Source organism: Streptomyces sp. NPDC102259, assembly GCF_044766465.1.
GTDB lineage: Bacteria > Actinomycetota > Actinomycetes > Streptomycetales > Streptomycetaceae > Streptomyces.
This window is the reverse complement of sequence record NZ_JBIWMA010000001.1, coordinates 830,074-856,917: the sequence shown is the minus strand read 5'-3', so window position 1 is coordinate 856,917 and position 26,844 is coordinate 830,074. Positions and strand designations below refer to the sequence as shown.

Sequence of the window (26,844 nt, the reverse complement as noted above, 5' to 3'; positions counted from 1 at the left end):
GGGCGGGTCAGTCCGGCGGGCCGGCGTTCCGGTGTGCCTTCACCGCTCGTACCGCCGGGTCCATCGCGCCACGGGCGAGTTCGTCGAGCAGGTCGGCGTGGCAACGGTTTCGGGCCTGTACGACCGCGGTGTCCGGCGCGGGCCGCAGCAGGCACTGTTTGCCGAGCAGGTCGGCGGCGAACTCCCGGATCCCGGCGCCGCCGAGTGTCTCGGCGAGGTCGAGGTGGAAGCGGGTCTCGAGTTCGAGCAGCCGTGCCGGGTCGCCGGGCAGGTCCATCTCCTCGACCAGCGCCCGCAGCCCGTCGAGCCGGCCCTGCGGGAGCTCGCCCGCGCTGTGCGCCACGAGCCCGCACTCGAGCAGCAGATGGAAGGAGTCCAGTGCGGCCGCCTCGTCGGCGTCGTGCAGGACGGCGACTACCGCTTCCCAGTCCGCCGCGACGAAGGTTCCGCCCGCCCGGCCCCGACGGCGGTCGAGCAGGCCGTCCTGGCACATGACCTCCAGTGCGCGGCGCACGGTGATCTCACTGATCCCGAGCTCCTCGGCGAGGACGCCCGCGTCCGGCAGCCGGTCTCCCGGCGACACGGACCTCAGCCGCACCCGCAGGGCGATCCGGGACCGGACGAGCTCCGCCCCCGTGGGGCCCCGGCCGGCCAGGACCCGCGTGTCCCAGCCGCTGTAGGGGCCGAACTTGCCCGCTGCATTCACCACGGCGCCACCTTAACGGCCTGCTGAGCGGGGTCACGGTGTGGTCCACAGAGGGCTCCCGGAAGAGAAGGTTCCGCGCTGCACGAAAAATAGAGCAAGGTGAACAGTTAAACAAGTCTTGTTCTTTTCGATCGTACTGAACTAATTTCCAGACACCCCTGGTCCGCACTCCCTCCATGGATGTCGAGATGACCACAACCGTCCCCAAAACCCCTCCCACCGAGTCCGGTGAGCCCGGCGAGTCCGGCGGCCTGAAAGCCGGACTGAAGAACCGCCACCTGTCGATGATCGCGATCGGCGGTGTCATCGGCGCCGGACTGTTCGTCGGCTCCGGCTCCGGCATCGCCGCCGCCGGCCCCGGCATCCTCGTCTCGTACGCGCTCGTCGGCGTCCTCGTCGTCCTCGTGATGCGCATGCTCGGCGAGATGGCCGCGGCCAACCCCACCTCCGGTTCGTTCTCGGCCTACGCGGACCGCGCGCTGGGTCGCTGGGCCGGCTTCACCATCGGCTGGCTGTACTGGTTCTTCTGGGTCGTGGTGCTCGCCGTCGAGGCGACCGCCGGAGCCAAGATCCTGGCCGGCTGGATCCCCGCGGTGCCCCAGTGGGGCTGGGCCCTGCTCGTCATGATCGTCCTCACCGCCACCAACCTGGTCTCGGTCAGCTCCTACGGCGAGTTCGAGTTCTGGTTCGCCGGCATCAAGGTCGTCGCCATCGCCGCGTTCATCGTGCTCGGCGGGCTCGCGCTCTTCGGACTGCTGCCGGGCTCCGACCACCCGGCGAGCGGCTTCTCCAACCTGACCGCGCACGGCGGCTTCCTGCCGAACGGGCCGGGCGCCATCCTCACCGGCGTCCTGATGGTCGTCTTCTCCTTCATGGGCAGCGAGATCGTCACCCTGGCGGCGGGCGAGACCGCCGACCCGCGGGCCGCCGTCACCAAGGCCACCAACAGCGTGATCTGGCGGATCGCGGTGTTCTACCTGGGCTCGATCCTGGTCGTGGTGTCACTGCTGCGCTGGGACGACCCGGCCATCCTCAAGGACGGCTCGTACGTCGCCGCCCTGAGCTCCATCGGCATCCCGCACGCCGCGCAGATCATGAACACCATCGTGCTGACCTCGGTGCTGTCCTGTCTCAACTCCGGCCTGTACACCGCCTCGCGCATGGCCTTCTCGCTCGGCCGCCGCAACGACGCCCCGGCCGCCTTCGGGCGGACCACCGGACGCGGCGTCCCCCGCGCGGCCATCCTCGCCTCGGTGGTCTTCGGTTTCGTCGCGGTCGCCTTCAACTACCTCTGGCCCGACACGGTCTTCCAGTTCCTGCTCAACGCCTCCGGCGCGATCGCCCTGTTCGTCTGGCTGGTGATCTGCTTCTCCCAGCTGCGGATGCGCAAGATCATCCAGCGGGAGTCGCCCGAGAAGCTGGTCGTCCGGATGTGGCTCTACCCCTACCTGACCTGGGCGACCATCGCCCTCATCACCTTCGTCCTGGGCTACATGCTGACCGACACGGCCGACGGCGGCGGCCGCGACCAGGTGGTCCTGTCCACGGTGGTGGCCGCGGGCGTGGTGGCCTTCGCGGTGGTGCGGGGGCGCCTGACCGGCAGGAACAGGGCGCGGGAAACGACTGACCACGCTCCCCTGTCCTGACGATCACGAGTGAGACGGCCCGGGCCGACGCCCACAGCGACACAGACGTCGGTTCGGGCCGCCCCGCGGAACAGGTGCGGTGGCCGACCGAGCAACGTGTAAGAAGTGCGCAGGGACGCCGTCTGCACCAAGCCACGCCGACGCCGCCGTCGATCTCCAGCCCCGCTATTCGTGGCTACGCTCGTAGCCGCGCGGTCCGGCTTGAACCGTGTGGAACGGGTTCAGGCTTGCCCTTCGATCTACGAAAAAAGAGTCCCTGACCTGCGATTTAGCTGGTCGGGGCCCTGAACGGCAGACGAGTCGGGCTGTACGCCGGGTTCTGTCGCCCGGGCGCCTCGCGGCGGCCGGGGAGACGGCCATCCATCTAGGGCCGGCGTTGCCGCCGGCCTCGTGCGGTCTACCCGCGGACTCGGGCGGGCAGCCCTCGAACGTCCGCGCAGAGCGCGCCTTTTACAGCGGCTCCTTTTGACCTTGCTCCAGGTGGGGTTTACCTAGCTGCCCAGGTCGCCCTGGGCACTGGTGGTCTCTTACACCACCGTTTCACCCTTACCCGGCGCCGAGGCGCCGGGCGGTCTGTTTTCTGTGGCACTGTCCCGCGGGTCACCCCGGGTGGCCGTTAGCCATCACCTTGCCCTGTGGAGCCCGGACGTTCCTCGGGAAGTCCCGTGAGGGACTCCACGCGGCCGTCCGCCCGGCTCGTCTGCCGTAGCGACCATGTTACCGGGCGCGGGCGCTGCCCCTTCCCGGCGGCCGGTCCCGCGGCCGGTCCCGCGGCCGGTCCCGCGGCGGTCGCCAGCACCGAGCCCGCGAGGATCAGCGTGAAGGCGGCCAGGACACCGGCGGTGAGAGGCTCGTCCAGGAACAGCGCGCCCGCCGCGACCGCGACCGCCGGGTTGACGTAGGTGATGACCGTCGAGCGGGTCGGGCCGATCTCCTTGATCAGCTCCAGGAACGCCACGAAGGCGACGGCCGTGCAGACGACCCCCAGGGCCGCCAGCGCCCCCAGGACGGAGGTGCTGGGCACCTCCGGCGGCCAGGTCGCGGCGGCCGCGGGTGCGTAGACGAGTGCCGCCAGGGTCAGGCAGGGGACGATGAGGTGGAGGGTGGGGACGTCCTTGAGGCGGCGGGCCGCGATCAGCGGGGCCGTCGCGTAGCCGACGACCGTCAGCAGGACCTCGCCCAGGGACTTCGCGTCCCCTCCCGTCAGGTGCGGGACCGTCAGGACCGCCACCCCGGCGAGGCCCACGGCCAGGCCCGCCACCCGCCGTATGCCCAGCACCTCCGTGTCGCCGAGGAAGCGGGCCGCCAGCACGCCGACGATCGGGACGCCCGCGACCAGCAGGCCGGCGGTGGAGCTGGAGAGGTGCCGCTCGGCATCCGTGAGGGTGAACCACGGGCCGATGATCTCGATGACCGCGAAGGCCAGCATGGGCTTCCAGTACGCCCGTACCGTCCGGGTCAGGCCCCGTTGCCGTAGCGCGAAGGGAAGCAGGAGGGCCGCCCCCAGCGCACATCGGGTGAACACGACCATGGACGGGGAGAGGTCCTCCACCGCCACTTTGATCATCAGGTAGGGGATGCCCCACACCACTCCCATCAGGGAGAACAGGAACCAGCCGCGTGCAGTCATACGGGGAGTGTCGACCGGGCCCCGGTCAGGTGTCTTGAACGCTGTTGCGGTACGCCGCCGGGGTCACGCCCAGGACGCGGCGGAACCAGCGGGTCAGGTGGGCCTGGTCCGCGAAGCCGACCAGAGCGGCCACCTCGGCGGGACGCAGCCCGGACTCCAGCAGACCGCGGGCCCGGGCCACCCGGTACTGGGCCAGCCAGGCGTACGGCGGCATGCCGGTCGTCGTGCGGAAGGCGCGCAGGAGCTGGTAGCGGGACAGGCCCAGGTCCGCCGCGAGGTCGGCCAGGGAGGGCGGGGCGAGGAGTTCGTCGGCGAGACGGGTACGGACGGCTTGGGTGAGGTGTTCGGCGCCGGGGATCGTGTCGCACACCGGCCGGGCCGTGGAGTGGCGTCGGGCGAGGGCCGTCAGCAGCCAGGGGAAGCGGGACTCGGCCTCCAGCGGGTCGGGACAGGCGGCCAGTTCCGTGTGCGTCCGGCGCAGGGCGGCGGCCAGTTCCGGGTCGTCGAGGAGGGGCTCGCGGAAGTGCGGCACACCGCCGAGGGTGCCCTCGGTGAGGAGGGCGGGGCCGGCGTACAGGGCGCGGTAGGCGTAGCCGTCGGTGTCGTTGCCCGGACCGCCGGTGTGCGTCTCGCCGGGGGCCAGCACGACGATGGAGCCGGGGCCGGTACGGATGTGGCCGCCGCGGTAGTCGATGATCTCCGAGCCGCCCACGCAGACGCCCACGGTGAACTCCTCGTGGGCGTGCGGAGCGTAGACGTGCCGGTCGAAGCGCGCGGTGAGGAGGTCGACGGGCGGACCGCAGCGCCCCAGTCGGGCTCTGGTCCACAACGCCTGTTCACGGCTTTCACCGCTTATACGGCTTTGCCCGCGTTCCCCGTGTTCCCCGCTTTTCCGGCTTTCCCGGCTTCCACGGCTTCTACGATCCACTCGCCACCCCCATGTGACCCCCGTTCGTGCTGCTACGGGGGTGCAACGCCGTCGGTCCCCGGTTCATGCCGCCGGGCGGGGCGGGGCAGCGGACGGGCGGTGGAATGGGGGGCGCGGGACGGGTGCGGGGCGGTTGTGGGACGGGTGCGGGGCGGGTGCGGACCTCGGCCGGGCCGTCTCGTGGCACGTCGTACGCTGGCGCAGCTGAGCTCTATTGAAGGAGATGTCCCGTGCTTGTCCTGCTGCCGCCCTCCGAAGGCAAGGCGTCCTCTGGGCGTGGGGCCCCGCTCAAGCCGGAGGCGCTCTCCCTGCCGGGGCTCGGCGCCGCCCGCGAGGCCGTCCTCGACGAGCTGGTCGAGCTGTGCGCGGCCGACGAGGACAAGGCGCGCGAGGTGCTCGGGCTGAGCGAGGGGCTGCGCGGCGAGGTCGCGAAGAACACGGAGCTGCGCACGGCGGGTGCCCGGCCCGCCGGGGAGATCTACACGGGCGTTCTCTACGACGCTCTCGACCTGGCTTCCCTCGACGCGGCCGCGAAGAGGCGCGCGGCCCGGTCGCTGCTCGTCTTCTCGGGGTTGTGGGGCGCCGTCCGGGTGACGGACCGGATCCCCTCGTACCGCTGCTCGATGGGCGTGAAGTTGCCCGGGCTGGGGGCGTTGGGCGCGTACTGGCGTGTTCCGATGGCGTCCGTGCTGCCCGAGGCGGCTGGGAACGGGCTGGTGCTGGACCTGCGGTCGGCGGCGTATGCGGCGCCCTGGAAGCCGAAGGGCGAGGTCGCGGGGCGGACGGCGAGCGTGCGGGTGCTGCACGCGCCGACCCGGAAGGTCGTCAGCCACTTCAACAAGGCGACCAAGGGACGGATCGTACGGAGTCTGCTGACGGCGGGGATCGCTCCCTCGGGTCCCGCCGAGCTGGTGGAGGCGCTGCGGGACCTCGGCTACGTGGTGGAGGAGAAGGCGCCGGCGAAGGCGAAGGCCGGGACCACCGCCTGGACCCTGGACGTGCTGGTGGACGAGGTGCACTGAGCACCAGCACCACTTCCGTGCCGGTGCCAGCACCACTTCGGCGCCGGTACCGGCGCCAGTGGCAGTGGCAGTGCCGTTGCAGTGTGCGCAATGGCCTTTGCGCGTGCTGCACGCCGGGGGCAGGATGAGGCGCATGACCTCACCCGTGCCCTCCTCTTCGGCTGCCTCGGTACTGGATCTGGCCCCGGTCGTGCCCGTGGTGGTCGTCGAGGACGCCGCCGACGCCGTGCCGCTGGCGCGGGCGCTGGTGGCGGGCGGGCTGCCCGCGATCGAGGTGACCCTGCGGACGCCGGCCGCGCTCGACGCGATCCGGGAGATCTCCGGGTCGGTCCCGGAGGCGGTCGTCGGAGCCGGGACCGTGATCACCCCGGAGCAGGTGACGGCGTGCGGGGAGGCCGGGGCGCGGTTCCTGGTGAGCCCCGGCTGGACGGACGCCCTGCTGACGGCGATGCGGGCGTCCGGGATGCCCTTCCTGCCCGGGGTGTCGACCACGTCGGAGGTCGTGGCGCTGCTGGAACGCGGGGTGCGGGAGATGAAGTTCTTCCCGGCGCAGGCCGCGGGCGGCACCGCCTACCTCAGGTCACTGGCCGGACCGCTCCCCCAAGCCCGGTTCTGCCCGACCGGCGGGATCGGCCCGGACAACGCGCCGGAATACCTCTCCCTGCCCAACGTCGGTTGCGTGGGCGGGAGTTGGATGGTCCCGGCGGACGCGGTCGCGGCGCGGGACTGGCAGCGGATCGAGGGGCTCGCGCGGACCGCCTCGCGGCTCAGGGCCGCAGGTGGGACGTGTCGTTGAGCAGGCGGACGCTGGCGTTGCCGTCCGCGAAGTAGGCCACCGCCGACAGTGAGGCCGCCGACAGTTCCATGCGGAACAGCGACTCGGGCGGAGCGCCCAGGGCGAGCCGTACGAACGTCTTGATCGGGGTCACATGGGTGACCAGCAGGACCGTGCGGCCCGCGTACGCCGCGACCAGCCGGTCCCGGGTGGCCGCGATCCGGGTGGCGGTCGCCGCGAAACTCTCGCCGCCGCCGGTCGGCTCGGCCTCCGGGTCGGCCAGCCAGGCGTTCAGGTCGTCGGGGTGACGCTCGCGGACCTCGCCGAAGGTCAGCCCCTCCCAGGCGCCGAAGTCGGTCTCGATCAGTCCGTCCTCGACGGTGACCTCGAGGCCGAGACGGGCGGCCACGGCCCCGGCCGTCTCGCGGGTGCGGGCGAGCGGGGAGGCGAGGATGTGCTGGACGGTCCCGCGCCGGGCGAGCGCGGCGGCGACCCGCTCGGCCTGCTCCCGGCCGACGTCCGAGAGGGAGGGGTCGGTGCCGCCGCTGCCGGAGAACCGCTTCTGCGGCGTGAGCGGCGTCTCGCCGTGCCGCAACAGCACGAAGGTGGCGGGCGCTCCGAGATCGGGCGCAGAACCCCAGCCGACGGAAGGGGTGGCGGCGGGCGTCCCGGCGGCGGAGCCGACGGTCGAGGCCGACGCCGCATCGGCCTTCGCATCCGCACCGGCCTTCGTGTCCGCAGCAGCCTTCGTGTCCGCAGCGGCATTCGCAGCCGCCGCAGCCCGAGCCGCATTCGCAGCCGGAGCTGCAGCCGGGGTGGCGACCGTGCGGGCGGCGCGGAGATCGGCGTCGGTCTTCGTCGGCTTCTCGCGGGCGGTGTCCGCGGTCGGGTCGGCGGCCGGGCGGGACCGGGCCAGGGCCTCGCGGGCCTTCGCCGCGCCCGCGGTGGCGTCGCCGGGCGGGCCGGAGGGCTCGCGTGCGACCCGGGTCGCGGAGGCACGGGCGTCGAGCTCGGCCCGTGACGCGCCGGCGTCCCACTGCTCGCCACGCTTGCCCGCGTCCATCGCCTCGTTCGCCAGGCGGTCGGCGTGCTTGTTCCGCTCGCGCGGCATCCACTCGTAGGTGACCTGCCCGGGCGGGAGGATCCGGGCCGCCTCCGCGGCCAGCGGCTTCATGTCGGGGTGCTTGATCTTCCAGCGGCCCGACATCTGCTCGACGACCAGCTTGGAGTCCATGCGCACCCGCACGGTGGCCGACGGGTCGAGCTCGCGGGCGGCGCGCAGGCCTGCCACCAGCCCCCGGTACTCGGCCACGTTGTTGGTGGCGACGCCGATGTACTCGGCACGCTCGACGAGCGTCTCCCCCGTCGCCGCGTCGATCACCACGCTGCCGTAGCCCGCGGGCCCCGGGTTGCCCCGCGACCCGCCGTCGGCCTCGACGATGAACTCCCGCACGACGTACGCCCCTTATCGACTCCGACTGCTGACTACCGACCCCGACCCCGCCCCGCCGACCCCCGACCGTCGTCGGTCGACCGCCGACCGCCGACCCCCGACTGCCGACCCCCGACCGCCGACCCCCGACTGCCGACTGCCGACTGCCGACTGCCGACCCCCGACTGCCGACTGCCGACTGCCGACTGCCGACTGCCGACTGCCGACTGCCGACTGCCGATCATCGACGGCCGACTGTCGGCGGTCGATCGCTGACTGTCGACTGTCGACAGTCAGCCGTCGACTACAGGCCGGACTCGGACGTACGCACGAGGATGCGACGACAGTTCTCGCACCGTACGACCGTGTCGGACGGGGCCTTGCGGATCTCGGCCAGCTCGGTGATGGCGAGCTCCTGGCGGCAGCCCTGGCAGGTCCGCTGGTAGAGCCTGGCCGCGCCGACGCCACCCTGCTGCACGCGCAGCTTCTCGTAGAGCTTGAGCAGATCGGCGGGCACGGTGGCCGCGATGACCTCGCGCTCCTTCGTGACGGTGGCGGCCTCGCCGTCGAACTCCTCCAGGGCCGCGTCGCGGCGCGCGATGGCGTCGTCGATCTTCCCCTGGACGGAGCCGACCCGCTCGGTCAGCTCGGCGGCCCGCTCCTGCGCGCTCTCGCGGCGCTCCATGACCTCCAGGACGATGTCCTCGAGGTCGCCCTGGCGCTTGGCGAGGGAGACGATCTCCCTCTGGAGGTTCTCCAGGTCCTTGGAGGAGGTGACGGCCCCGGAGTCGAGCCGCTGCTGGTCGCGGGCGGCGCGCTGACGGACCTGGTCGACGTCCTGCTCGGCCTTGGTCTGCTCGCGGGCGGTGTCGCTCTCCTCGGTCTGCGCCGCGACGAGGAGGTCGCGCAACTGCGTGAGGTCCTTGTTCAGCGACTCGATCTCGGTGTGCTCGGGCAGGGACCTCCGCTTGTGCGCGAGCTGCTGGAGTCGGGCGTCGAGGGACTGGACGTCGAGGAGTCGGATCTGGTCGGCGGGCGCGGCGTTCAGTTGGGGGCTCCCATTGAGCTAGAGGTGGCGTTGGACGCCGCGTGGGCCGTCCAGGGGTCGGTGACCGTACGGGAGACGTGGACCCGCAGGCCCCACCCCCGCCGGTCGGAGATCTCGTCGAGCTGGGTGGCGGCCAGCTCGCACCAGGGCCATTCGGTGGCCCAGTGCGCCGCGTCGAGCAGCGCGAGAGGTGAGTGGGCGCCGTGGGCGCGGTCCGCGATGAACTCCGACGCCGGGTGGTGGCGCAGGTCCGCGGTGAGGAAGGCGTCGACGCCGGCCGCACGGACATGGTCGAACAGGCTGTCCCCGGATCCTCCGCTGACGGCGACGGTCCGCACGAGCGCCTCCGGGTCCCCCGCCGCCCGGATGCCCTGCGCGGTGGCGGGCAGCCGCTCGGCGGCGCGGGCGGCGAACTCACGGACGGTGAGCGGGTGGTCGAGCTCGCAGACGCGCCCGAGGCCGCGTCGCCCCTCGGGGTCGCTCGGGTCCGGCACGAGAGGACGTACGACCCGCAGGTCGAGCGCACCGGCGAGGGCGTCGCTCACTCCGGGATCGGCGGTGTCGGCGTTGGTGTGCGCGACGTGCAGGGCGATGTCGTTCTTGATGAGGGTGTGCACGACGCGGCCCTTGAAGGTGGAGGCCGCGACCGTCGTCGTCCCGCGCAGATACAGCGGATGGTGGGTGACCAGCAGATCGGCGCCGAGCCGCACGGCTTCCTCGACGATCTCCTGGACGGGATCGACGGCGAACAGAACCCGGGAGACCTCCTGCTCGGGGTCGCCCACGACCGTGCCGACCGCGTCCCAGGACTCGGCCCGCTCGGCGGGCCACAGGTTCTCCAGCGCGGCGATGACTTCAGACAGACGGGGCACGGGGAAAGGCTACCTGGCCGTCTCACCGGCCCGTACCCGTGCCGCCGATGCCGCCACGGCCACCGCGGTCGCCGGAGGGAGTGAGCGGGAGGCGGATGCACACGCCACCCACCACCCTCAGGCGAATCGCTTCTGCACCACTCTTATGAGGGAGAAGGCCGCCCGGCGGTCCCACGTCCGTGCGTACGAAAACTAGCTTCGTCGCCGGAGGTGACCGAACGATGACGATGCCGGCCTGTGCGATCGAGTCCACCGCCGCGAACGGGGACGACCCCGAGGACGGCGCCGCCGAGCCCACGCCCCCCGCGGAGGAGCACGCGGAGCGGCCCGTGGAGCGGCACGTGGATCAGCCCGTGGATCAGCCCATGGGGGAGCCCCTGAGCCGCCCTCCCACGGCCGACCACTCGACCACGGGACACCACGGGGGCGCGCCGGCGTTCACGGCGGACCCGGAGATCACGGCGGACCCGGCGCTCACGGGCAACCACAGGATCACGACGGACTACGCGATCACGACGGACTACGCGATCACGGATGTCCCCGGGTTCACGGGAAGCCAAGAGGCCGTCGCGCATCACGTGATCACGGTCGTCCGCGATGAGGCCGTCGCGCATCACGTGATCGCGACCGCCCGTGAGAGCGAGGGTGACCGCGTGACCACAGCCGGGCGTGGGAGTGGGCATGGGAACGGGAGTGGGGCGGGCTGTGTGATCACGGCCGGTGGGGCCTATGCCGCGCGGCTCGCGCGGGCCGGCGACTCCTGGTTCCCCGAGCGCTGGACCCTGGACGGCCCCGAGCCGTACGCCGTGCCGCTGCCCGGCAACCAGCCGGAGGAGCCCGGCACGGAGGTGCAGCCGATGGCCGACGGCCGGGTCCTGATCCGGCGGCCGATCGAGGGACGGCACGCCTTCTCGCTGCTGTATCCGACCGGCCCCGGCACGGGCGAGCTGCCGCTGGGCGCCGTCGAGTGCCCGGACGACGGCACCCGGCTGCACCTGCTCCCACCGGCCCCCTGCGGCGAACGCGCGTACGCCCTCGCCGTCGGCCGCCGCACGACGACCGTGTGGCTGGTCGCGGGCGGCGCCTTCGGCCCCGAGTACCTCGCCGAGATCCCCGGCCGCTGCTCGGGCGGCGTCTGGCTGGACCGTACGGGCCGCATGCTCGCGCTGGACCGGGAGGTCGGCGGCCGCACCAAGACGATCGTCGTGGACCTGGAGCGCGGTGGCGAGGTGTCGCCCCTGTTGCAGATCGCCGCTGACAGCGACGACCGTCTGCTGCTCGCCGACCCCGACAGCGGCCTGCTGCTCATCCGCTCGGACGCGCCCTCGCCGGGCGAGGGCCGCCTGGGCTGGGGAGTCCTCGGCAGCACGCTGCCGGTCCGGTTCCCGGAGTCCCTGCACCCGCCGGACCTCGTTCTCACCCCCTTCGCGAGCCAGCCTGGCCAGGCGCTGCTCCCCGAGGCCTGCGCGGTGGCGCTCCGCATCGACGGCCCCTTCGGCACCTGGGTGGGCGTATGGCGTCCGGCCGATCGTCGGTTGCATCAACTCCGGGCACCTGACGGGTGGTTGGCGGGCAGTGGGCTGTGGACACCGGAGGGCGTTCTCCGTCTGCCGTACGCCACGGAGGCCGAGCCCTGCGGGGTGGCACCGCTGACGGCACCGCTCACCGCACCGCCGTCGTCTGCGTCGTCACCCTCGCCGTCGCCGTCCGGAGAGGCCTCGACACTCGTGGAACCGCCGAGGCCGGCGCCGACCACCCCCCGTCCGGTCCCCCTTCAACAAGCCCCACTGGGCCGACTTGTAACGAAGTAGCAGCAGTTGGCGTGGCCGCCTGGATCAGCCCCTCGGTGTGCCGGATAAAATCGCCCGGCTGTAAAGAAAGATCATGTTGACGGGGTGAATTCTTCCGATGAGCGACACAAGCACCAGGCAGCCGCTGTCCGCCGACTTCCAGGAGGCGGCCGGACACGGCCGTCACCGGGGCCCGGTCTCGTCCCAGGACGGTGACTCGGCCCCGCACGGTCGGCACCGCAAGCCGGCCGAGAACAGGGCCGACAGCTGGGCCGACAAGTGGACCGGGGACAGGGCCGAGGCAACTGTCTGACGGTACGCCGCACACCGAAGGGGCTCCGGTCGTCGTCCATGGACGACGACCGGAGCCCCTTCGCACGCACACCCGCGCTTACCCTCGCCCTTGCCCTGCCCTCTTCTGTCCCCGCCCCTATTCCTGTCCTCGCCGTAGTCCCAGCACCTCCGCCGCGGCGAACGTCTCTCCCCGGGGCCGGTCCGCGAAGTGCGCGCCGAGGACGGCGTCCAGCTCCTCGTAGCCGAACACGTCCTCCTTGCTGTCGAACTTCGCCCGCACCCGCGGCCGTTCGACGACGGCGACCATGCCACCGTGCGCGACGAGCAGTTGCCCGTTGATCCGGGCGGCGGCCGGTGAGGCCAAGTAGCCGACGAGCGGGGCCACATGCTCGGGCGCGAGCGGGTCGAGGCCGCCCTCGTCCGGCTGCGCGAACCCGGCGAAGACGTCCTCCGTCATCCGGGTACGGGCGCGCGGGCAGATGGCGTTGGCCGTCACCCCGTACTTGGCGAGCGCGAGCGCCGTGGAGGTCGTCAGCCCGACGACTCCCCCTTTGGCCGCCGCGTAGTTGGGCTGTCCGGCCGAGCCCGCCAGGAACGCCTCCGAGGAGGTGTTCACGATCCGCCCGTACACCGGAGCGCCCGCCGCCTTGGACCGGTCGCGCCAGTGGGCGGCGGCGAAACGGGTCGTGTTGAAGTGCCCCTTGAGGTGGACCCGGACGACCGCGTCCCACTCGTCCTCGGCCATCGAGAAGACCATTCGGTCGCGCAGGATGCCCGCGTTGTTGACCAGCACGTCCAGCTTGCCGAACTCGCTGATCGCCAACTCGACCAGCGCACGGGCCTGTTGGAAGTCGGCGACGTCCCCGGTGTGGGCGAGCGCGGTGCCGCCGGCCGACCGGATCTCCCGCGCCACCTCCTCGGCGGGACCGGCCGACGCCTCGCCCGACCCGTCCCGGCCGGGCTGACCGTAGTCGTTGACGACGACGGCCGCGCCCAGCCTCGCCAGCTCCAGCGCCTCGGCCCGGCCGAGCCCGCGCCCGGCGCCGGTGACGATCGCGGCCAGCCCCTCAAGTGGCAGTGCCATCCGGACGGTCACCCCTCAGATCTCTATGCACGTACGGAGCGCCGCCCCGGTACGCATCTGGTCCAGTGCCTCGTTGATCTCGGTGAGCGCCACGCGGTGGGTGATCAGGCCGGACAGGTCGATCCGGCCGGCCCGCCACAGGCCGATCGTGCGCTCGTAGGAGCGCAGGACGTCTCCGCCGCCGTACATCGAGGGCAGGATCCGCTTCTCGTCGAAGAACAGCTCGAACATGTTGAGCTGGAGGAAATCGTCCAGGGCGCCCGCGCCGACGACGACGAGGGTGCCGCCGCGCCGGGTGTTGTCGTACGCGGTGCGGGCGGTGGCGGAGCGGCCGACGACCTCGAAGACGTAGTCGAACCCCTCGCCGCCGGTGACCAGTTGCTTCGCTCCGGGCAGTTCGTCCGGTGAGACGGCCTTCGTGGCGCCGAACGCGAGGGCGGCCTCCCGGCGCGAGGCGACCGGGTCCACGGCGACGATCTCTGCGGCGCCCTTGAGCCGCGCCCCCTGGATCGCGGAGATGCCGACGCCTCCGCAGCCGATGACGGCGACCGACGAACCGGCTTCCACGTCGGCCGTGTTGAGGGCGGCGCCCAGGCCCGTGGTCACTCCGCAGCCGATGAGCGCGGCGATGTCGAAGGGGACGTCGTCGGGGATCGGGACCGCGCAGCCCGCGTCGACCACGACCTCCTCGGCGAAGGTTCCGGTGCCGGCGAAGCCGAAGACGTCCCCGCCGGGGCGGCGGAAGTTGGGTGTGCCCGCGTTCATGAACCCGGCCAGGCACAGTTCGGTCTGGCCGCGCTTGCACGCGGGACACGCCCCGCAGGCCGGCAGCCAGCAGACGACGACCCGGTCACCGGGCTTCACCCGGGTGACGCCCTCCCCCACCTCCAGGACCTCGCCCGCACCCTCGTGACCGGGCACGAAGGGCGCGGGCTGCGGGAGCACCCCGCCCATCGCGGACAGGTCCGAGTGGCACAGGCCCGTGGCCCGTACCCGGATCCTGACCCGTCCGGGGCCGAAGCCCACCGCCTCGACGTCGTCGAGGACCTCCAGCTTGTCCTGGCCGATCTCGTGCAGTACGGCTGCGCGCATGGTGCGGCTCCCCTCGGGTCCCCTCGGATGCTGGGCGGTTCTGGAGGTGAATTCAGCTGCTGCTGGAGGTGGTGCGAGTGGTGACACCGGTGGTGGTGACACCGCGCGGATGGTGGTGCAGGGGGTGATGCCGGTGGTGGTTGCGGGTGGTTCAGGAGTGTTCGACGAGCGTGTCGGCGAGGACGGGCGCGTCGGCCCGTTGTACGGCGCTCACGGCCACCCGGACGGCTCCTTCTCCGCGCCACATGCGGATGCGCAGGGTCTCTCCCGGGAACACCACCCCGGCGAACCGCGTGGCGTACACGCGCACCCGGCTCACATCGCCGTCGAGCAGCGTGTCGACGACCGCCTTGAGCGTGATGCCGTAGGTGCACAGGCCGTGCAGGATGGGCCGGTCGTACCCGGCGAGTTTCGCGAACTCCGGGTCGGCGTGCAGCGGGTTGTAGTCGCCGGAGAGCCGGTAGAGCAGGGCCTGGTCCTCGCGGACGGTCCGCTCGACCACCTTGTCGGGCTCACCGGCGGGCGGCTCGAGCCGGGCGGAGGGGCCCCGGTCGCCGCCCCAGCCGCCTTCTCCCTTGACGAAGATCTGGGCGTCGTTGGTCCACAGCGGCCCGTCCTCGTCGGCGACCTCGGTGCGCATGACGAGGACGGCGGCCTTGCCCTTGTCGTAGACGGCGGCGATGCGTCCGGTGGCGGTCGCCCGGCCCGCCACCGGGAGAGGACGGTGGATCTCCAGGCGCTGGCCGCCGTGCAGGACGCGGGCGAGGTCGACGTCGACGCCGGGCATGGACAGTCCGCTGATCACGCCGGGCGAGCCGGAGCCCGCGACGGTGGCGAAGCTCGGCAGGACGTGGAGCCGGGACTCCAGCGTGTAGCGGAGTTCGTCGGGGTCGGTGGCCGGGACGCCCGCGCCGATGCCGAGGTGGTACAGCTGGACGTCCCGGCGGTCCCAGGTGATCTCGCCGGTCCGGGGTTCGGCGGCGAGCGCCTTGGCTGCGTCGATGGGCATGGAGCTCCTGATCGCTCGGATCGACGGATCGATCGCATCGTTCAGAGACCTCGGCACGGCCGTCCGCACCGATCGGCCGCACCGAGGCCGTCACGGGGCCGCGGAACCCGCCCTACCCAGAACGGACCTAGAACGCGTTCCAGTGCGGCGACCCCCTGTATAGCCCAGGCCCCGGAAGTTGTGAAGACGCCTGACGGTATGTCAGAAACGGGTGCCGATGACATTTGTCCTGCCGGACCGCGTACATCTGGCACTGCCGCGAGCGGGCCCGGAAACGTAGCGTCGAAGACAGGCACACCGCCGTGGAACACGCAGGAACGGGGGACGGACAGATGACCAGGACATTCGAGGACCGACACCGCGCGGCGGGCTGCCGCCGGGACGGCTGGCGCTCGGCGTTCCGTACGGCACGGGAGCACCGGCGGCACTGGAGAGCGGACATGGAGCAGTTCAAGGCCGAGCGCCGCAGCGCCCGCCGGGCCGGGCGGATTCCCGAGGACCCGGGTCCGCCGGCCAGCGGCTTCACGCTGCTGCCGTGGCTGCTCATGGGGATGGGCGCGTTATCCAACCTCTTCCAGGGCGACGCCAACCCGTGGGTCGGCAGCCTGGGCCTGCTGACGTTCAACTCGCTCTACATCTACGTCGCTTTCCGCGCCTTCGTGAAGGAGGCCCGCGAGGCGACCTCCACGCGCGTGGCGCTGGTGGTGCTGGGCCTCGTGACCTGCGGGCTCGCCCTCGGCTACGGCGACAGCTGGCTGCTCTTCCTGCCGCTGTTCGGTCTCGCGACGGGCGCGGTGCTGCGCGGCAACCAGCTACGGACCATCGGTACCGCCGTCGCCGTCCTGGCGGGCGCGGTCGCCTGCGTCCGCGACGGCTGGGACGGCCTCACCATCGCCTACGCCACCTGGATATCGACGATGGTGACGGCCGCGATCCTCTCCCTCTCCGAAGCCGTACGGGAGCTGCGCGCCGCCCGTGAGGAACTCGCCCGCCGCGCGGTGGAGGAGGAGCGGCTGCGCTTCTCCCGCGATCTGCACGACCTGCTCGGCCACACCCTCTCGGTGATCGTGGTGAAGTCGGAGGCGGCCCGGCGACTGGCCCCGCGCGACATGGACGCGGCCCTCTCCCAGGTCACCGACATCGAGGCGGTGGGCCGCCAGGCGCTGACCGAGATCCGCGAGGCGGTCACCGGCTACCGCGAGGGCAGCCTGGCCGGCGAGCTGGACCGGGCCCGCTCGGCCCTGACGGCGGCGGGCGTCGAACCGTCGGTGAGCCGGTCGGGACCGCCGCCGGATCCGAAGACCTCGGCCCTGCTCGGCTGGGTGGTGCGCGAGGCGGTCACCAACGTCGTCCGGCACAGCGACGCGAGCCACTGCGGGATCACGGTGTCGGGCACACCGGAACGCGTCCGACTGACGGTGACGGACGACGGCAGCATCAGCGGAGGAGGAGGCATTGGCAGCGGCAACGGCAACGGCAACGGCAACGGCAACGGCAACGGCAACGGCGAGACGGACGGCGACGGTTGCTGCGCACCGGGCGGCGGCACCGGACTCACCGGCCTGCGCGAACGCCTGTCGGCGGCGGGCGGCACCCTGACGGCGGGCCCGGGACCACGCGGCGGCTTCACGGTCACGGCGGAACTGCCGGTGGAACTCCCGATGTCGCAGGCGGGCACCGGCATCGGCACCGCAACCACCACAACCTCCACGTGCTCCACCTCCACGTGCTCCACCTCCACCGAACCGGAAGGGATACCGGCCCCCGCGGCAGCGCGGCCCTCCGCGACGCGGCCCCAAGCAGCGCAGCCCGCGGACACCGTGCCGTCCGCCGACACCGTGCCGTCCGTGGCCTCCGGCCCTAACCTGGGCCCGTGACCGAGATGCCGGGTTGGCCCGTGAACGAGATGCCCCGCGACCACCGCCCCACCAAGTCGATCAGAGTGCTGCTCGCGGAGGACCAGGGCATGATGCGCGGGGCGCTGGCCCTGCTGCTGGGGCTGGAGGCCGACATCGAGGTCGTCGCGCAGGTGGGCACCGGGGACGCGATCGTGGACGCGGCGCTTCTCCACCGGCCGGACGTCGCGCTCCTCGACATCGAACTCCCCGGCATCAGCGGCCTGGACGCGGCAGCCGAGCTGCGCGACCAGGCGCCCGGCTGCCGGGTGCTGATCCTGACCACGTTCGGCCGGCCCGGCTATCTGCGCCGGGCCATGGAGGCCGGGGCCTCCGGGTTCCTGGTCAAGGACGGCCCGGTGGAGGAGCTGGCGGAGGCGATCCGCCGGGTGCTGGCCGGCGAGACGGTCGTGGACCCGGCACTGGCCACGGCCGCGCTCAGCGCCGGCCCGAACCCGCTCACCGTCCGCGAGTGCGACGTTCTGAAGGCCTCCGTGGACGGCGCGACCGTCTCCGACATCGCCGCCAGGCTGCACCTCTCGGAGTCCACGGTCCGCAACTACCTGTCCTCCGCGATCGGCAAGACGGGCACCCGCAACCGCATGGAGGCCATGCGGGAGGCTCGGCAACAGGGCTGGCTGTAGAGGTACGGACCGCCGCTGGCATAGTGCCCGCATGTCCTTACCGCTACGGCTCCTCAGGCGTCCGGCCGCCCCGGCGGCGAGTGTCGCGACGTTGTTCGCCACGGCACTGCTCGCCGTGGCACTGCTCGCCGTGGCACTGCTCGGCACGGCGGTGGCCCCTGCCTCGGCCGACGGCTCGAAGCAGGTCGTGATGCGGTTCGAGACCGTGCAGACGTACGTCATGTACAACGCCGACGAGGGGGCCAGGGCCTCGAACGACGGTTTCGTGGTCCCGGTCTACGTCGACGCGAGCAAGGGCGGCGAACCGGCCCGCAACGTCCGGGTGGTCGTGGACGCGTCGGGGCTGGAGGGCGTCGCCCGGCTGGGCGACAAGGACATGTGCACGGCCGACGGCCCGGTCTACACGTGCGAGTACGGCAACCTTCAGAACGGCGACGGCGAGAGTTACACGCCCCTCTCCCTCCTCGGGGTGGACGGCGTCGAGCCGGGGGACAGCGGGACGGTGACGTACACCGCGACCGCCGACAACGCGCCCACCATCACCGGCACCACCCGGATGACCGTCGGCGGTCCGACGCTCTCCGCGCCCGGGCAGGAGAAGGACGTGAGCGGACTGGCACCGGGGAAGTCCGCGAACGTGACCGCACGGTTGGCCAACAACACCCGCTTCCCCACGAAGCAGGGCGTCGCCCTCCAGGTCAACGTGTCGGAGGGGGTGACGCTGACGGCCCTGCACAGCAATTGCTTCTACGCGGGGCCCGCGCCCACCTCCGCCTGGTGCACGTTCCCCACGAAGGCCGCGGCGGGCGCCGCCTACCGCACCAGCGCGCCGCTGGTCTACACGGTCACGCCGCCCGGGAAACTGAGCGGCGAGGTGACCTACACGTGGTCGTCGCCCGCGTCCCGCCCGGCCGACCACACCGTGCGCGGCACCGGCTCGCCGCTCACCCTGGTCCGGACGGCGGCCCAGGACTTCGACGACAGTCACGGCAGGCTCGGGATCACCACCACCGTGCAGGCCGACTACCGTCCGGTCACCGCGACCGTGCGGGGCCGGGTCGGCGACACGGTGAAGGTGCGGCTCGGGCTGGAGGACCTCGGCCCCGGCCGGATACAGGGCGACGAGGAGACGGGCCGCTTCGAGGTGGTCCCGCCGGAGGGCACCACGGTCACCTCGATCCCGTACACCTTCGAGGGGGACAGCGCGAAGTGGGCCTGCGAACGGCCGGAGAAGCCGGGTGGGGCGTTCGTCTGCCGGATCGGCTACGACGGTTTCTACGAGGCGCGGCACGAAGGGGGCATGACCACCATCGACTTCCACATCCGTATCGACCGTCAGGTCCCGGGCGCGAAGGGCACCATCCGCACGTACAACCCGTTCGACCGCACCCCGGGCAACGACATCGCCGTCATCCCGCTCGACGCCTCGCCCGCTCCGTCCTACCGCCGCTTCTTCGGTCACCCCTGGGCATGGACCGCGGGCGCCCTGGCCATCGTCCTCCTGGCAGCGGTGCACCGCCGTCGCCGCCGGACCGCGAAAGCATCGTGAGCGCCGCCCCGGTCCTGAGCGGGCCCCCGGGCCCGAGTACGCCCCCGGTCCTGAGTGCGGCCCCGCTCGGCGGTACGGCCTGCCCGCGTCCTAGATGCCGGCGCCCGTCCGTCGCAGCACCCGCAGCGAGCCGGTGTCCGAGACCTCGGTGAAGGCCCCGGACTCCCGGGCGCGCAGGTATACGCGGTAGGGGGCCTGGCCGGTGAACTCGTCGACCGGGTCGGGGAACACGTCGTGGATGACGAGGAGCCCGCCCTCGGCGACGTGCGGCGCCCAGCCCTCGTAGTCGAGGGTGGCGTGCTCGTCGGTGTGGCCGCCGTCGACGAAGACGAGGCCGAGGGGCGAGTTCCAGAACGCGGCGATGCGCGGCGACCGTCCGACCAGCGCGACCACGTGCTCCTCCAGGCCCGCGCGGTGCAGGGTCCGGCGGAAGGTGGGCAGGGTGTCCATCAGGCCGACCTCGGGGTCGACGGTCTCCGGGTCGTGGTACTCCCAGCCCGGCTGCTGCTCCTCGCTGCCCCGGTGGTGATCGAGCGTGAGCGCGCTGACGCCGGCCTGTCGGGCCGCGTCCGCGAGCAGGATCGTGGAGCGCCCGCAGTAGGTACCGACCTCGAGCAGCGGCAGCCCGAGCGCACCCGCCTCGGCGGCGGCCGCGTACAGCGCGAGTCCCTCGTCGACCGGCATGAACCCCTTCGCCGCCTCGAACGCGGCCAGGATCTCGGGCTTGGGTGCCGCGGGCATGGGGTCCTCCGGTGGTGCGTGCGTATCGGGGTGCTTCGGGGCGCGCGCATGGGTGCGCCGTGCGTATGGCCGCCCATGCTGCCGCACCCCCCGCCGCCGAGGCGACAGGGGGTGCGGAACGGGGGGTGCGGTACAGGGGTGCGGTGACGACGGGCCGGGCGCGCGCAGTGCGCGGGGCCCGGCCCGTCGGGTCAGGCGTTGACCGTCTCGCCCGGCAGGGCCAGGTCCAGGTCGACCGCACGCTCGTCGCCCGCGTGGGTCGCGGAGCTCGCCAACGGGCCGTGGCCGGTGGCCTTCGCGGCGAGGACGTAGGCCCCCTGGGCGGGGACGGCGAGGGCGTAGCTGCCGTCCTCCTGGGACAGCGTGGCGCCGGCCTGGCGGCCTCGGCGGTCGATGAGCGTGACCTTGGCGCGGGCGACCGGGACGCCGTCGGCGTCCAGGACCCGGCCGCGGAAGCCCCGCAGGACCTCCTCGGCGCGCTCGAGGTTGGCGTCCTCCTCGCTGCTGGCGCGCAGCTGCGTCACAGCGGACGGGCGCTGCTGCCGGGGCAGGAAGAGGGCGAGGACCAGGCCGACCGCGACGGCGGCGGTGGCGATCAGGAAGGAGACGCGGAAGCCGTGCATGGTCGGCACGGCGACGCCGCCGACGTCGTTCGCGGTGTTGGCCAGCACCATGCCGATGACGGCGCTGGACACCGAGGTGCCGATGGACCGCATCAGGGTGTTGAGGCCGTTGGCCGCGCCGGTCTCCGAGGCCGGGACCGCGCCGACGATCAGCGCGGGCAGGGAGGAGTACGCGAGGCCGATGCCGGCGCCGAGGACGACGGCGATGACGAGGCTCTGCCAGGCGGCGCTCATCAGGCCGAGGCCGGCGCCGTAGCCGATCGCGATGATCAGCATGCCGAGGATCAGGGTGAACTTGGGGCCGTACTTGGCGGACAGCCTGGCGTAGACGGGCGCGGTGAACATCATCGTCAGGCCGAGCGGCGCGACGAGCAGACCGGCGGTCACCATCGACTGGCCGAGGCCGTAGCCGGTGGCCTTGGGCAGCTGGAGCAGCTGCGGCAGGACCAGGGAGACGACGTAGAACGAGACGCCGACCATGATCGAGGCGAGGTTGGTGAAGAGGACCGCGGGGCGGGCCGTGGTGCGCAGGTCGACGAGCGGGGCCTTCAGCCGCAGCTCCATCACGCCCCACAGGACGAGGACGACGGCCGCGGCGGCGAAGAGGCCGAGGGTGGTGCCGGAGGTCCAGCCCCAGTCGCTGCCCTTGGTGATCGGCAGCAGGAAGAGCACCAGTCCGGTGGAGAGGCCGATCGCGCCCGCGACGTCGAAGGTGCCCTCGGCGCGCGCCGGGGACTCGGGGACGACGAGGAGGGTGAGGACGATGGCGAGGGCGCCGAGGGCGGCGGCGCCGTAGAACAGGGCGTGCCAGTCCGCATGCTGGGCGATCAGGGCCGCGAGCGGCAGGGCGAGGCCTCCGCCGACGCCGATCGAGGAGCTCATCAGGGCCATCGCCGAGCCGAGCTTCTCGCGCGGCAGCATGTCCCGCATCAGGCCGATGCCGAGCGGGATCGCGCCCATCGCGAAGCCCTGGAGGGCGCGGCCGGCGATCATCGTGATCAGATCGCTGGTCAGGGCACTGACCAGTGCGCCGACGACCATCACCGCGAGGCTGACTATCAGCATGCGCCGCTTGCCGTACAGGTCGCCGAGGCGGCCCATGATCGGGGTGGCCACGGCGCCCGACAGCAGCGTCGAGGTCAGGACCCAGGTGGCGTTGCTCGGCTCGGTGCCCAGCAGCTGGGGCAGGTCCTTGATCACCGGGACGAGCAGGGTCTGCATCACCGCGACCACGATGCCCGCGAAGGCGAGGACCGGGACGACGGCTCCACTCGCTTCGCGGGTGGGCCGGCCGGTCGTCGTGTGCGTCATGGGGTGGGGCCTCCGGGACAGGTCGTTCGGGGATTACATGGGAACTGAACCTGTATGCATGGGCAACTATTCCGATGCTTTGGCGTACTAACGATTTCTTTATCTTCTCTTGAAGAAAGCGGCCGGAGGACGCGAGGCCGCCGGACGAACCGGGTGCGGTAGCGGGCTGGTCAGCGGGCGGGGGTCTGGAGGATGCCGCTGAGCAGCACGTCCAGGCCCCAGGTGTCGCGGTCGCCGGACGAGAACAGGGCCGGCCGCAGCGCGGTGATCATCGGGTAGCGGTCGGCGGGCAGCGCCGCGTAGATGCGGTCGGCGTCCGCGACGACGGTCTCCTCCTCGCCCCCCTTCGTGAGGTAGGCGCTCTGTTCGGCGGCGGCCGCGGCGCTGTGGAGATGGAGCAGGTCGACGGCCCAGGCGGCGGTGACGTCGTCGAGGCCGCCCTGCTTGAGCAGCGCGAGCATGCGGTCGAGGACGAGCAGGGCGTTGGCGCCGGTGGGGATCGCGCCGAGGGCGACGGCGGCCAGCCCCTCGTGCCGGCTCATGGCTTCGACGCTCGCCGCGACCAGGGCGTGCAGCTGTTCCCGCCAGGTGCCCTCCGCGGTGAGCGGGACCTGAGCGAGCGCCTCGTCCAGCATCGCGGCCATCAGGTCGTCGCGGTTGGCGACGTAGACGTAGAGCGAGGCCGGTCCGGTGTCGAGCTCCTTGGCGACGCGGCGCATGGTCAGCGCGTCCAGCCCGTCGCGGTCGAGGATGGCCAGCCCGGCACGCACGATCGCCTCGCGGCTGAGGGGGGCCTTGGCGGGCCGCGCGCGGCGGCTGATCGGCTCGGGGGTCACGGGGAGAGGGTAACCGGGAACGAACGCCGGTCGACACGAACGACGACCGTGACGAACGGCGACCGTGACGAACGACAGACGTGACGAACAGCGTTTGACACGAACAGTGTTCGCTCATACTGTCACGACCACAATCGAACGAACAGCGTTCGCCACGAACGCTGTTCGCAGCTCCATGGCTCCCAGCTCGTAACCCCCCGCCGGCAGCCCGCAGTTCGCAGCCCGCAGCCCGCAGCCCAGCGAAGGAACCGTCATGATCCTGATCACCGGAGGCCGCGGCGCGGTCGCCGCCCGCTTGCTCGCCCTCCTGCACGCCGACGGCCTACCCGTGCGCGTCGGCTCCGCCGCTCCCGCCGGCCTCACCCCGCCCCCCGGCGTCGAGGCGGTCACCCTCGACCTCACCGACCCCTCGACCTTCCCCGCCGCCCTGGCCGGGGTGACCTCCGTCTTCCTCTACGCGAACCCCGCCCGCATCACCGACTTCGTCGACCACGCCCACCGGGCCGGCGTCGCCCACGTCGTGGTGCTGTCCAGCTCGAGCGTCCTGGGCGCAGTCGCGGTCGGGTCGGAGCCGAAGGACGACCCCCTGGCCGGCTCCCATCTGGCCGTGGAGCGGGCACTGCTCGCCTCCCCGATCCCCACCACCCTCCTGCGGCCGGGATCCTTCGCCTCCAACGCCGCGTCCTGGGCCTGGCCCGTCAGGGCCGGCCTGCCCGTCAGTCTGCCCTTCCCCGGCGCCCACACCGACCCCCTCCATGAGACGGACCTGGCCGAGGCCGCCCACGCCGTCCTCACCGACCCCCGGCACCGCGGCGGAAGGTTCACCCTCACCGGACCCGAGTCGCTGACGTTCGCCGAGCAGATCGACCGGCTCGCCGCCGTCACCGGGCGCCCCATCGCGGTCAAGCACGTCACCGCCGAGGAGTGGAAGGCGGAGACCGACGGGCACATCCCCGCCGTCTACGCCGACGCCCTCCTCGCGTGGTGGGCGTCCACGGACGGCAGGCCCGTCGCCCTCACCCGCACCGTCGAGGAACTCACCGGCCACCCCGCCCGCTCCTTCACCGTCTGGGCCACCGACCACATCGCCGACTTCACCGCCCCCTGAACCACCGGCGGCCCACCGCGCCCTGAGCCACCGGCGGCCGAGGACGGCCCCGCCCCACGCCCTAGGTCCAAATCCCGATGCAAGGGGCGCAACCGGGTTGAGACCATGACGCCCATGCTGGAAACCGCCGACACCACCCGCGCCCCGAGATCCCGCCGTCCCGCCGCTCCCGCCTGGCTGCTCGTGGCACTCGCCTGCGCCGGGCAGTTCCTCGTCGTGCTCGACGTGTCCGTGGTGAACGTGGCGCTGCCGTCGATCCGGGCGGATCTCGCGATGAGCGCCCCGGGCCTGCACTGGGTGGTGAACGCGTACTCGATCGCCTTCGCCGGGTTCATGCTGCTCGGCGGCCGTGCGGGCGACCTCTACGGCCGCAAGCGGATGTTCCTCACCGGCCTCGCCCTGTTCACGCTGGCCTCGCTGGCCGGCGGCATCGCGCAGGACGGCCGGCAACTGCTGCTCGCGCGAGCCGTGCAGGGGCTGGGCGCGGCGATCCTCGCGCCCGCGACGCTGACGATCGTCACCTCCGCCGTGCCGGAGGGCGCCGCGCGGGCGCGGGCCATCGCCACGTGGACGGCGGTCGGCGCGGGTGGCGGGGCCGCGGGCGGACTGGTCGGCGGGGCGCTGGTGGACCTCATGTCCTGGCGCTGGGTCCTGTTGATCAACGTCCCGGTCGGTGCGGTGCTGCTGGCCGGCTCGCTGAGGTGGCTGTCCGAGAGCCGGGCCGGCGACGGCCGCCGCCCGGACCTGCCGGGCGCGCTGCTGGTCACGGCCGGCCTCGCCACGCTGGCGTACGGCATCTCGCGGACGGAGGCCGAGGGCTGGACGGCGCCGGCCACGCTCGTCCCGCTGGCCGCCGGGCTCGCGTCGATCGGCCTGTTCCTCGCCGTCCAGGCCCGGACGGCGGACCCGTTGATGCCGCTCGGACTGTTCCGACTGCGGGCGGTGTCGGCGGCGAACGCGGCGATGTTCGTGAACGGCTCGGCCCTGTTCTCCATGTGGTTCTTCATGACGCTGTACGCGCAGAACGTCCTGGGCTACACCCCGCTGGAGGCGGGCCTGGCGCTGATGCCGAGCTCGCTGGCCATCGTCGTCGCCTCGAAACTCGCCCCCCGTTTCATGCGCACGGCCGGGGCCCGCACCGTTGCCACGCTGGGCACGCTGCTCGCGGCGGCGGGGTTCGCCTGGCAGTCGACGATGAGCGCGGACGCCGGGTACGTCACCGGGATCATGCTGCCGGGCGTCCTGATGATGCTGGGCGCGGGCCTGGCCTCGACCCCGCTCGCCTCGCTGGCCATCTCGGGCGCGGCGCCGGGCGAGGCGGGTCTGGTGTCCGGCCTGGTCAACACCTCCCGCACGATGGGCGGCGCGCTGGGCCTGGCGGTGCTGTCGACGATCGCCTCCGCGCGCACGGCGGGACGCGGCACACCGGAAGCCCTCACCGAGGGATACGCGCTGGCGTTCCGCACCGGCACGGGCGTCCTGCTGGCGGGGGCGGTCCTGATGCTGGTGTGGCTGCCGCGCCGAGCCTCCGCCGCTTGACGACCGGGCGGGGCGACCGCCGAGCCGCCCGTCGTCCGACCACCCAGCCGTCCGTCCGTCGTCCGACCGGCCAGCCGCCCGTCCGTCGTCCGACCGGCCAGCCGCCCGTCCGTCGTCCGCCCGCCCGCCCGTCGCCCGCCCGCCCGACGTCCGTCCGCCCGTCATCCGTCCGGCCGCCGTCCCCGTGAGACCTCGCCAGGGTGGCCGTTAGGGTGGCAGGCGTGTCGTACGCAGGCTCGAACCCCGGTCCCTTCGATCCCTCCGACCCCTTCGGTCCCCCGCGGCCGCGCCGCTCACCGCTGCGCCGCCCGCTGACCGTGACGCTCGCCGCGCTCGTGCCCGGGGCGTTGCTGGGCTGGCTGGCGTACGAGGCGCTGGGCGGGACCGGGAGCGGCGGGGCGGACGGTCCCGGGGCGGGCGCGGGGGCGGCGCCGAGCGTACTGAGCTCCCCCGCGAACGGCGCGGACAGTGGGCACGGTGCGGACGGTGCGGACGGTGCGGGCGGCGTGAGCGGTGACGGGAAGACGGGCGTCGGTACGAGCACCGCGTCCGCCTCCGCGCCGGCCGGTTCCGGCGCGACCTCGCTCCAGGGCAGGGTCGTCGTCATCGACCCCGGCCACAACCCCACCAACTACCGGCACACCGCCGACATCAACCGCAAAGTGGACATCGGCACCAACCTGAAGGAGTGCGACACGACGGGCACGTCCACGAACTCCGGTTACAGCGAGGCGGAGTTCACGCTGGACGTGGCCCACCGGTTGCGCGCGCTGCTCCAGCAGCAGGGCGCAACGGTGCGGCTGACGCAGGACGCGGACCGGCCGTACGGTCCGTGCGTCGACGAGCGCGCCCGGATCGGGAACGCGGCGCACGCCGACGCGGTCGTCTCGATCCACGCCGACGGCGCCGGGGCCGGGCAGCGCGGCTTCCATGTGATCCTGCCGGGCACGGTGCACGAGGGGGCCGCCGACACCCGTGCCATCGTCGCCCCGTCGAAGGACCTCGGGAAGCTGATCGCGGGCGACTTCAGCCGGGCGACGGGCACTTCACCGTCCAACTACGTCGGCGACGGCACCGGTCTCGTCACGCGTGAGGACCTGGGCGGTCTCAATCTGTCAACGGTTCCCAAGGTGTTCATCGAGTGCGGCAACATGCGCGATACCAAGGACGCGGCGCTGCTGACCAGTGGCGCCTGGCGGCAGAAGGCGGCGCAGGGGATCTCTGAGGGAATCGTGAGTTTCCTGCACGGGTCGTGATCAGGGCCCTCATC

General features: G+C 72.6%; 22 protein-coding genes, 1 other RNA gene and 1 pseudogene. 11 read left to right on the top strand and 13 right to left on the bottom strand.

Annotation, left to right across the window (positions count from 1 at the left end):
- Positions 1-7 precede the first annotated feature (7 nt).
- Positions 8-709 carry a FadR/GntR family transcriptional regulator gene (locus ACIRPU_RS03830; protein ID WP_403861188.1) on the bottom strand — a complete coding sequence of 234 codons (702 nt, stop codon included), beginning with the start codon at positions 707-709 and terminating at the stop codon, positions 8-10.
- A 185-nt stretch (positions 710-894) separates the two neighbouring features.
- On the opposite strand from ACIRPU_RS03830, the gene ACIRPU_RS03825 reads away from it, so the two are divergent.
- Entirely contained in the window at positions 895-2,352 is a 1,458-nt protein-coding gene (locus ACIRPU_RS03825; protein WP_403861185.1) for an amino acid permease, read from the top strand.
- A gap of 292 nt (positions 2,353-2,644) precedes the next feature.
- On the opposite strand, the gene rnpB is transcribed toward ACIRPU_RS03825, so the two are convergent.
- The 3 genes and pseudogenes from rnpB to ACIRPU_RS03810 form a co-directional block, all read right to left on the bottom strand.
- An RNA gene (gene rnpB, locus ACIRPU_RS03820) (RNase P RNA component class A) lies at positions 2,645-3,051 on the bottom strand.
- Between the two features lie 151 nt (positions 3,052-3,202).
- Positions 3,203-3,982, bottom strand: a pseudogene (locus tag ACIRPU_RS03815) (DMT family transporter); the annotation flags it as partial.
- Positions 3,983-4,007: 25 nt separating this feature from the next.
- On the bottom strand, positions 4,008-4,811 hold the full coding sequence (locus ACIRPU_RS03810; protein ID WP_403861182.1) for a helix-turn-helix domain-containing protein: 804 nt from the start codon (positions 4,809-4,811) through the stop codon (positions 4,008-4,010).
- Between the two features lie 329 nt (positions 4,812-5,140).
- Between ACIRPU_RS03810 and yaaA the strand changes: the two genes are divergently transcribed.
- Together yaaA and eda are read left to right on the top strand one after the other, a co-directional pair.
- Complete coding sequence (gene yaaA, locus ACIRPU_RS03805) at positions 5,141-5,932, top strand: peroxide stress protein YaaA (RefSeq protein ID WP_403861179.1); 792 nt, start codon at positions 5,141-5,143, stop codon at positions 5,930-5,932.
- A 133-nt stretch (positions 5,933-6,065) separates the two neighbouring features.
- Positions 6,066-6,728: a bifunctional 4-hydroxy-2-oxoglutarate aldolase/2-dehydro-3-deoxy-phosphogluconate aldolase gene (gene eda, locus ACIRPU_RS03800; protein ID WP_403861176.1), complete on the top strand. Its 663-nt coding sequence runs from the start codon at positions 6,066-6,068 to the stop codon at positions 6,726-6,728.
- Here eda and ACIRPU_RS03795 read toward each other — a convergent pair.
- The 3 genes from ACIRPU_RS03795 to ACIRPU_RS03785 form a co-directional block, all read right to left on the bottom strand.
- On the bottom strand, positions 6,700-8,160 hold the full coding sequence (locus tag ACIRPU_RS03795; protein ID WP_403861173.1) for a bifunctional RNase H/acid phosphatase: 1,461 nt from the start codon (positions 8,158-8,160) through the stop codon (positions 6,700-6,702). The genes eda and ACIRPU_RS03795 overlap by 29 nt on opposite strands.
- A gap of 283 nt (positions 8,161-8,443) precedes the next feature.
- Positions 8,444-9,187, bottom strand: coding sequence for a zinc ribbon domain-containing protein (locus ACIRPU_RS03790; RefSeq protein ID WP_385569756.1), 744 nt, complete (start codon positions 9,185-9,187; stop codon positions 8,444-8,446).
- Positions 9,184-10,059: a Nif3-like dinuclear metal center hexameric protein gene (locus ACIRPU_RS03785; RefSeq protein ID WP_403861170.1), complete on the bottom strand. Its 876-nt coding sequence runs from the start codon at positions 10,057-10,059 to the stop codon at positions 9,184-9,186. The genes ACIRPU_RS03790 and ACIRPU_RS03785 overlap by 4 nt, the downstream gene beginning before the upstream one ends.
- A gap of 653 nt (positions 10,060-10,712) precedes the next feature.
- On the opposite strand from ACIRPU_RS03785, the gene ACIRPU_RS03780 reads away from it, so the two are divergent.
- The gene (locus tag ACIRPU_RS03780; protein WP_403861612.1) at positions 10,713-11,870 is read left to right on the top strand and encodes a hypothetical protein; all 1,158 of its coding nucleotides are present in this window, start codon (positions 10,713-10,715) and stop codon (positions 11,868-11,870) included.
- Between the two features lie 97 nt (positions 11,871-11,967).
- Positions 11,968-12,162: a hypothetical protein gene (locus tag ACIRPU_RS03775; RefSeq protein WP_384123364.1), complete on the top strand. Its 195-nt coding sequence runs from the start codon at positions 11,968-11,970 to the stop codon at positions 12,160-12,162.
- Positions 12,163-12,279: 117 nt separating this feature from the next.
- Here ACIRPU_RS03775 and ACIRPU_RS03770 read toward each other — a convergent pair whose 3' ends face one another.
- The 3 genes from ACIRPU_RS03770 to ACIRPU_RS03760 all read right to left on the bottom strand — a co-directional run bounded on the left by ACIRPU_RS03770 (position 12,280) and on the right by ACIRPU_RS03760 (position 15,328).
- A complete protein-coding gene (locus tag ACIRPU_RS03770; RefSeq protein WP_403861167.1) occupies positions 12,280-13,227 on the bottom strand; it encodes a 3-oxoacyl-ACP reductase in 948 nt (315 codons plus the stop codon).
- Positions 13,228-13,242: 15 nt separating this feature from the next.
- Positions 13,243-14,319: a Zn-dependent alcohol dehydrogenase gene (locus ACIRPU_RS03765; protein ID WP_403861164.1), complete on the bottom strand. Its 1,077-nt coding sequence runs from the start codon at positions 14,317-14,319 to the stop codon at positions 13,243-13,245.
- Between the two features lie 151 nt (positions 14,320-14,470).
- Positions 14,471-15,328 (bottom strand): MaoC/PaaZ C-terminal domain-containing protein, encoded by an 858-nt coding sequence (locus tag ACIRPU_RS03760; protein ID WP_384116111.1) that lies wholly within the window; start codon positions 15,326-15,328, stop codon positions 14,471-14,473.
- 332 nt (positions 15,329-15,660) lie between these two features.
- Here ACIRPU_RS03760 and ACIRPU_RS03755 point away from each other — a divergent pair, with 332 nt between their 5' ends.
- The 3 genes from ACIRPU_RS03755 to ACIRPU_RS03745 are packed head-to-tail and all read left to right on the top strand — an operon-like array spanning position 15,661 to position 19,416.
- Positions 15,661-17,205 carry a sensor histidine kinase gene (locus ACIRPU_RS03755; RefSeq protein ID WP_403861159.1) on the top strand — a complete coding sequence of 515 codons (1,545 nt, stop codon included), beginning with the start codon at positions 15,661-15,663 and terminating at the stop codon, positions 17,203-17,205.
- Between the two features lie 29 nt (positions 17,206-17,234).
- Positions 17,235-17,867, top strand: coding sequence for a response regulator (locus tag ACIRPU_RS03750; RefSeq protein ID WP_403861609.1), 633 nt, complete (start codon positions 17,235-17,237; stop codon positions 17,865-17,867).
- 31 nt (positions 17,868-17,898) lie between these two features.
- The gene (locus ACIRPU_RS03745; protein ID WP_403861156.1) at positions 17,899-19,416 is read left to right on the top strand and encodes a hypothetical protein; all 1,518 of its coding nucleotides are present in this window, start codon (positions 17,899-17,901) and stop codon (positions 19,414-19,416) included.
- A 90-nt stretch (positions 19,417-19,506) separates the two neighbouring features.
- On the opposite strand, the gene ACIRPU_RS03740 is transcribed toward ACIRPU_RS03745, so the two are convergent.
- From ACIRPU_RS03740 to ACIRPU_RS03730, 3 genes are all read right to left on the bottom strand, one after another.
- Positions 19,507-20,157: a class I SAM-dependent methyltransferase gene (locus tag ACIRPU_RS03740; protein ID WP_403861153.1), complete on the bottom strand. Its 651-nt coding sequence runs from the start codon at positions 20,155-20,157 to the stop codon at positions 19,507-19,509.
- Positions 20,158-20,348: 191 nt separating this feature from the next.
- Positions 20,349-22,091: an MFS transporter gene (locus ACIRPU_RS03735; protein WP_403861150.1), complete on the bottom strand. Its 1,743-nt coding sequence runs from the start codon at positions 22,089-22,091 to the stop codon at positions 20,349-20,351.
- Between the two features lie 170 nt (positions 22,092-22,261).
- Positions 22,262-22,927, bottom strand: a complete 666-nt coding sequence (locus ACIRPU_RS03730) for a TetR/AcrR family transcriptional regulator (protein ID WP_403861147.1) — start codon at positions 22,925-22,927, stop codon at positions 22,262-22,264.
- Positions 22,928-23,180: 253 nt separating this feature from the next.
- Between ACIRPU_RS03730 and ACIRPU_RS03725 the strand changes: the two genes are divergently transcribed.
- From ACIRPU_RS03725 to ACIRPU_RS03715, 3 genes are all read left to right on the top strand, one after another.
- Positions 23,181-24,035: an NAD(P)H-binding protein gene (locus tag ACIRPU_RS03725; protein ID WP_403861144.1), complete on the top strand. Its 855-nt coding sequence runs from the start codon at positions 23,181-23,183 to the stop codon at positions 24,033-24,035.
- A 105-nt stretch (positions 24,036-24,140) separates the two neighbouring features.
- Positions 24,141-25,574, top strand: coding sequence for an MFS transporter (locus tag ACIRPU_RS03720; protein WP_403861141.1), 1,434 nt, complete (start codon positions 24,141-24,143; stop codon positions 25,572-25,574).
- Between the two features lie 221 nt (positions 25,575-25,795).
- Positions 25,796-26,830, top strand: coding sequence for an N-acetylmuramoyl-L-alanine amidase (locus tag ACIRPU_RS03715; protein WP_403861138.1), 1,035 nt, complete (start codon positions 25,796-25,798; stop codon positions 26,828-26,830).
- The last annotated feature ends 14 nt before the right edge of the window (positions 26,831-26,844 follow it).

Coding starts and splice junctions, on each gene's coding strand:
- ACIRPU_RS03825 (WP_403861185.1), top strand. CDS start 895: ATGACCACAACCGTCCCCAAAACCCCTCCCACCGAGTCCGGTGAGCCC.
- eda (WP_403861176.1), top strand. CDS start 6,066: ATGACCTCACCCGTGCCCTCCTCTTCGGCTGCCTCGGTACTGGATCTG.
- ACIRPU_RS03775 (WP_384123364.1), top strand. CDS start 11,968: ATGAGCGACACAAGCACCAGGCAGCCGCTGTCCGCCGACTTCCAGGAG.
- ACIRPU_RS03770 (WP_403861167.1), bottom strand. CDS start 13,227: ATGGCACTGCCACTTGAGGGGCTGGCCGCGATCGTCACCGGCGCCGGG.
- ACIRPU_RS03765 (WP_403861164.1), bottom strand. CDS start 14,319: ATGCGCGCAGCCGTACTGCACGAGATCGGCCAGGACAAGCTGGAGGTC.
- ACIRPU_RS03760 (WP_384116111.1), bottom strand. CDS start 15,328: ATGCCCATCGACGCAGCCAAGGCGCTCGCCGCCGAACCCCGGACCGGC.
- ACIRPU_RS03755 (WP_403861159.1), top strand. CDS start 15,661: ATGACCAGGACATTCGAGGACCGACACCGCGCGGCGGGCTGCCGCCGG.
- ACIRPU_RS03750 (WP_403861609.1), top strand. CDS start 17,235: ATGCCCCGCGACCACCGCCCCACCAAGTCGATCAGAGTGCTGCTCGCG.
- ACIRPU_RS03745 (WP_403861156.1), top strand. CDS start 17,899: ATGTCCTTACCGCTACGGCTCCTCAGGCGTCCGGCCGCCCCGGCGGCG.
- ACIRPU_RS03740 (WP_403861153.1), bottom strand. CDS start 20,157: ATGCCCGCGGCACCCAAGCCCGAGATCCTGGCCGCGTTCGAGGCGGCG.
- ACIRPU_RS03735 (WP_403861150.1), bottom strand. CDS start 22,091: ATGACGCACACGACGACCGGCCGGCCCACCCGCGAAGCGAGTGGAGCC.
- ACIRPU_RS03725 (WP_403861144.1), top strand. CDS start 23,181: ATGATCCTGATCACCGGAGGCCGCGGCGCGGTCGCCGCCCGCTTGCTC.
- ACIRPU_RS03720 (WP_403861141.1), top strand. CDS start 24,141: ATGACGCCCATGCTGGAAACCGCCGACACCACCCGCGCCCCGAGATCC.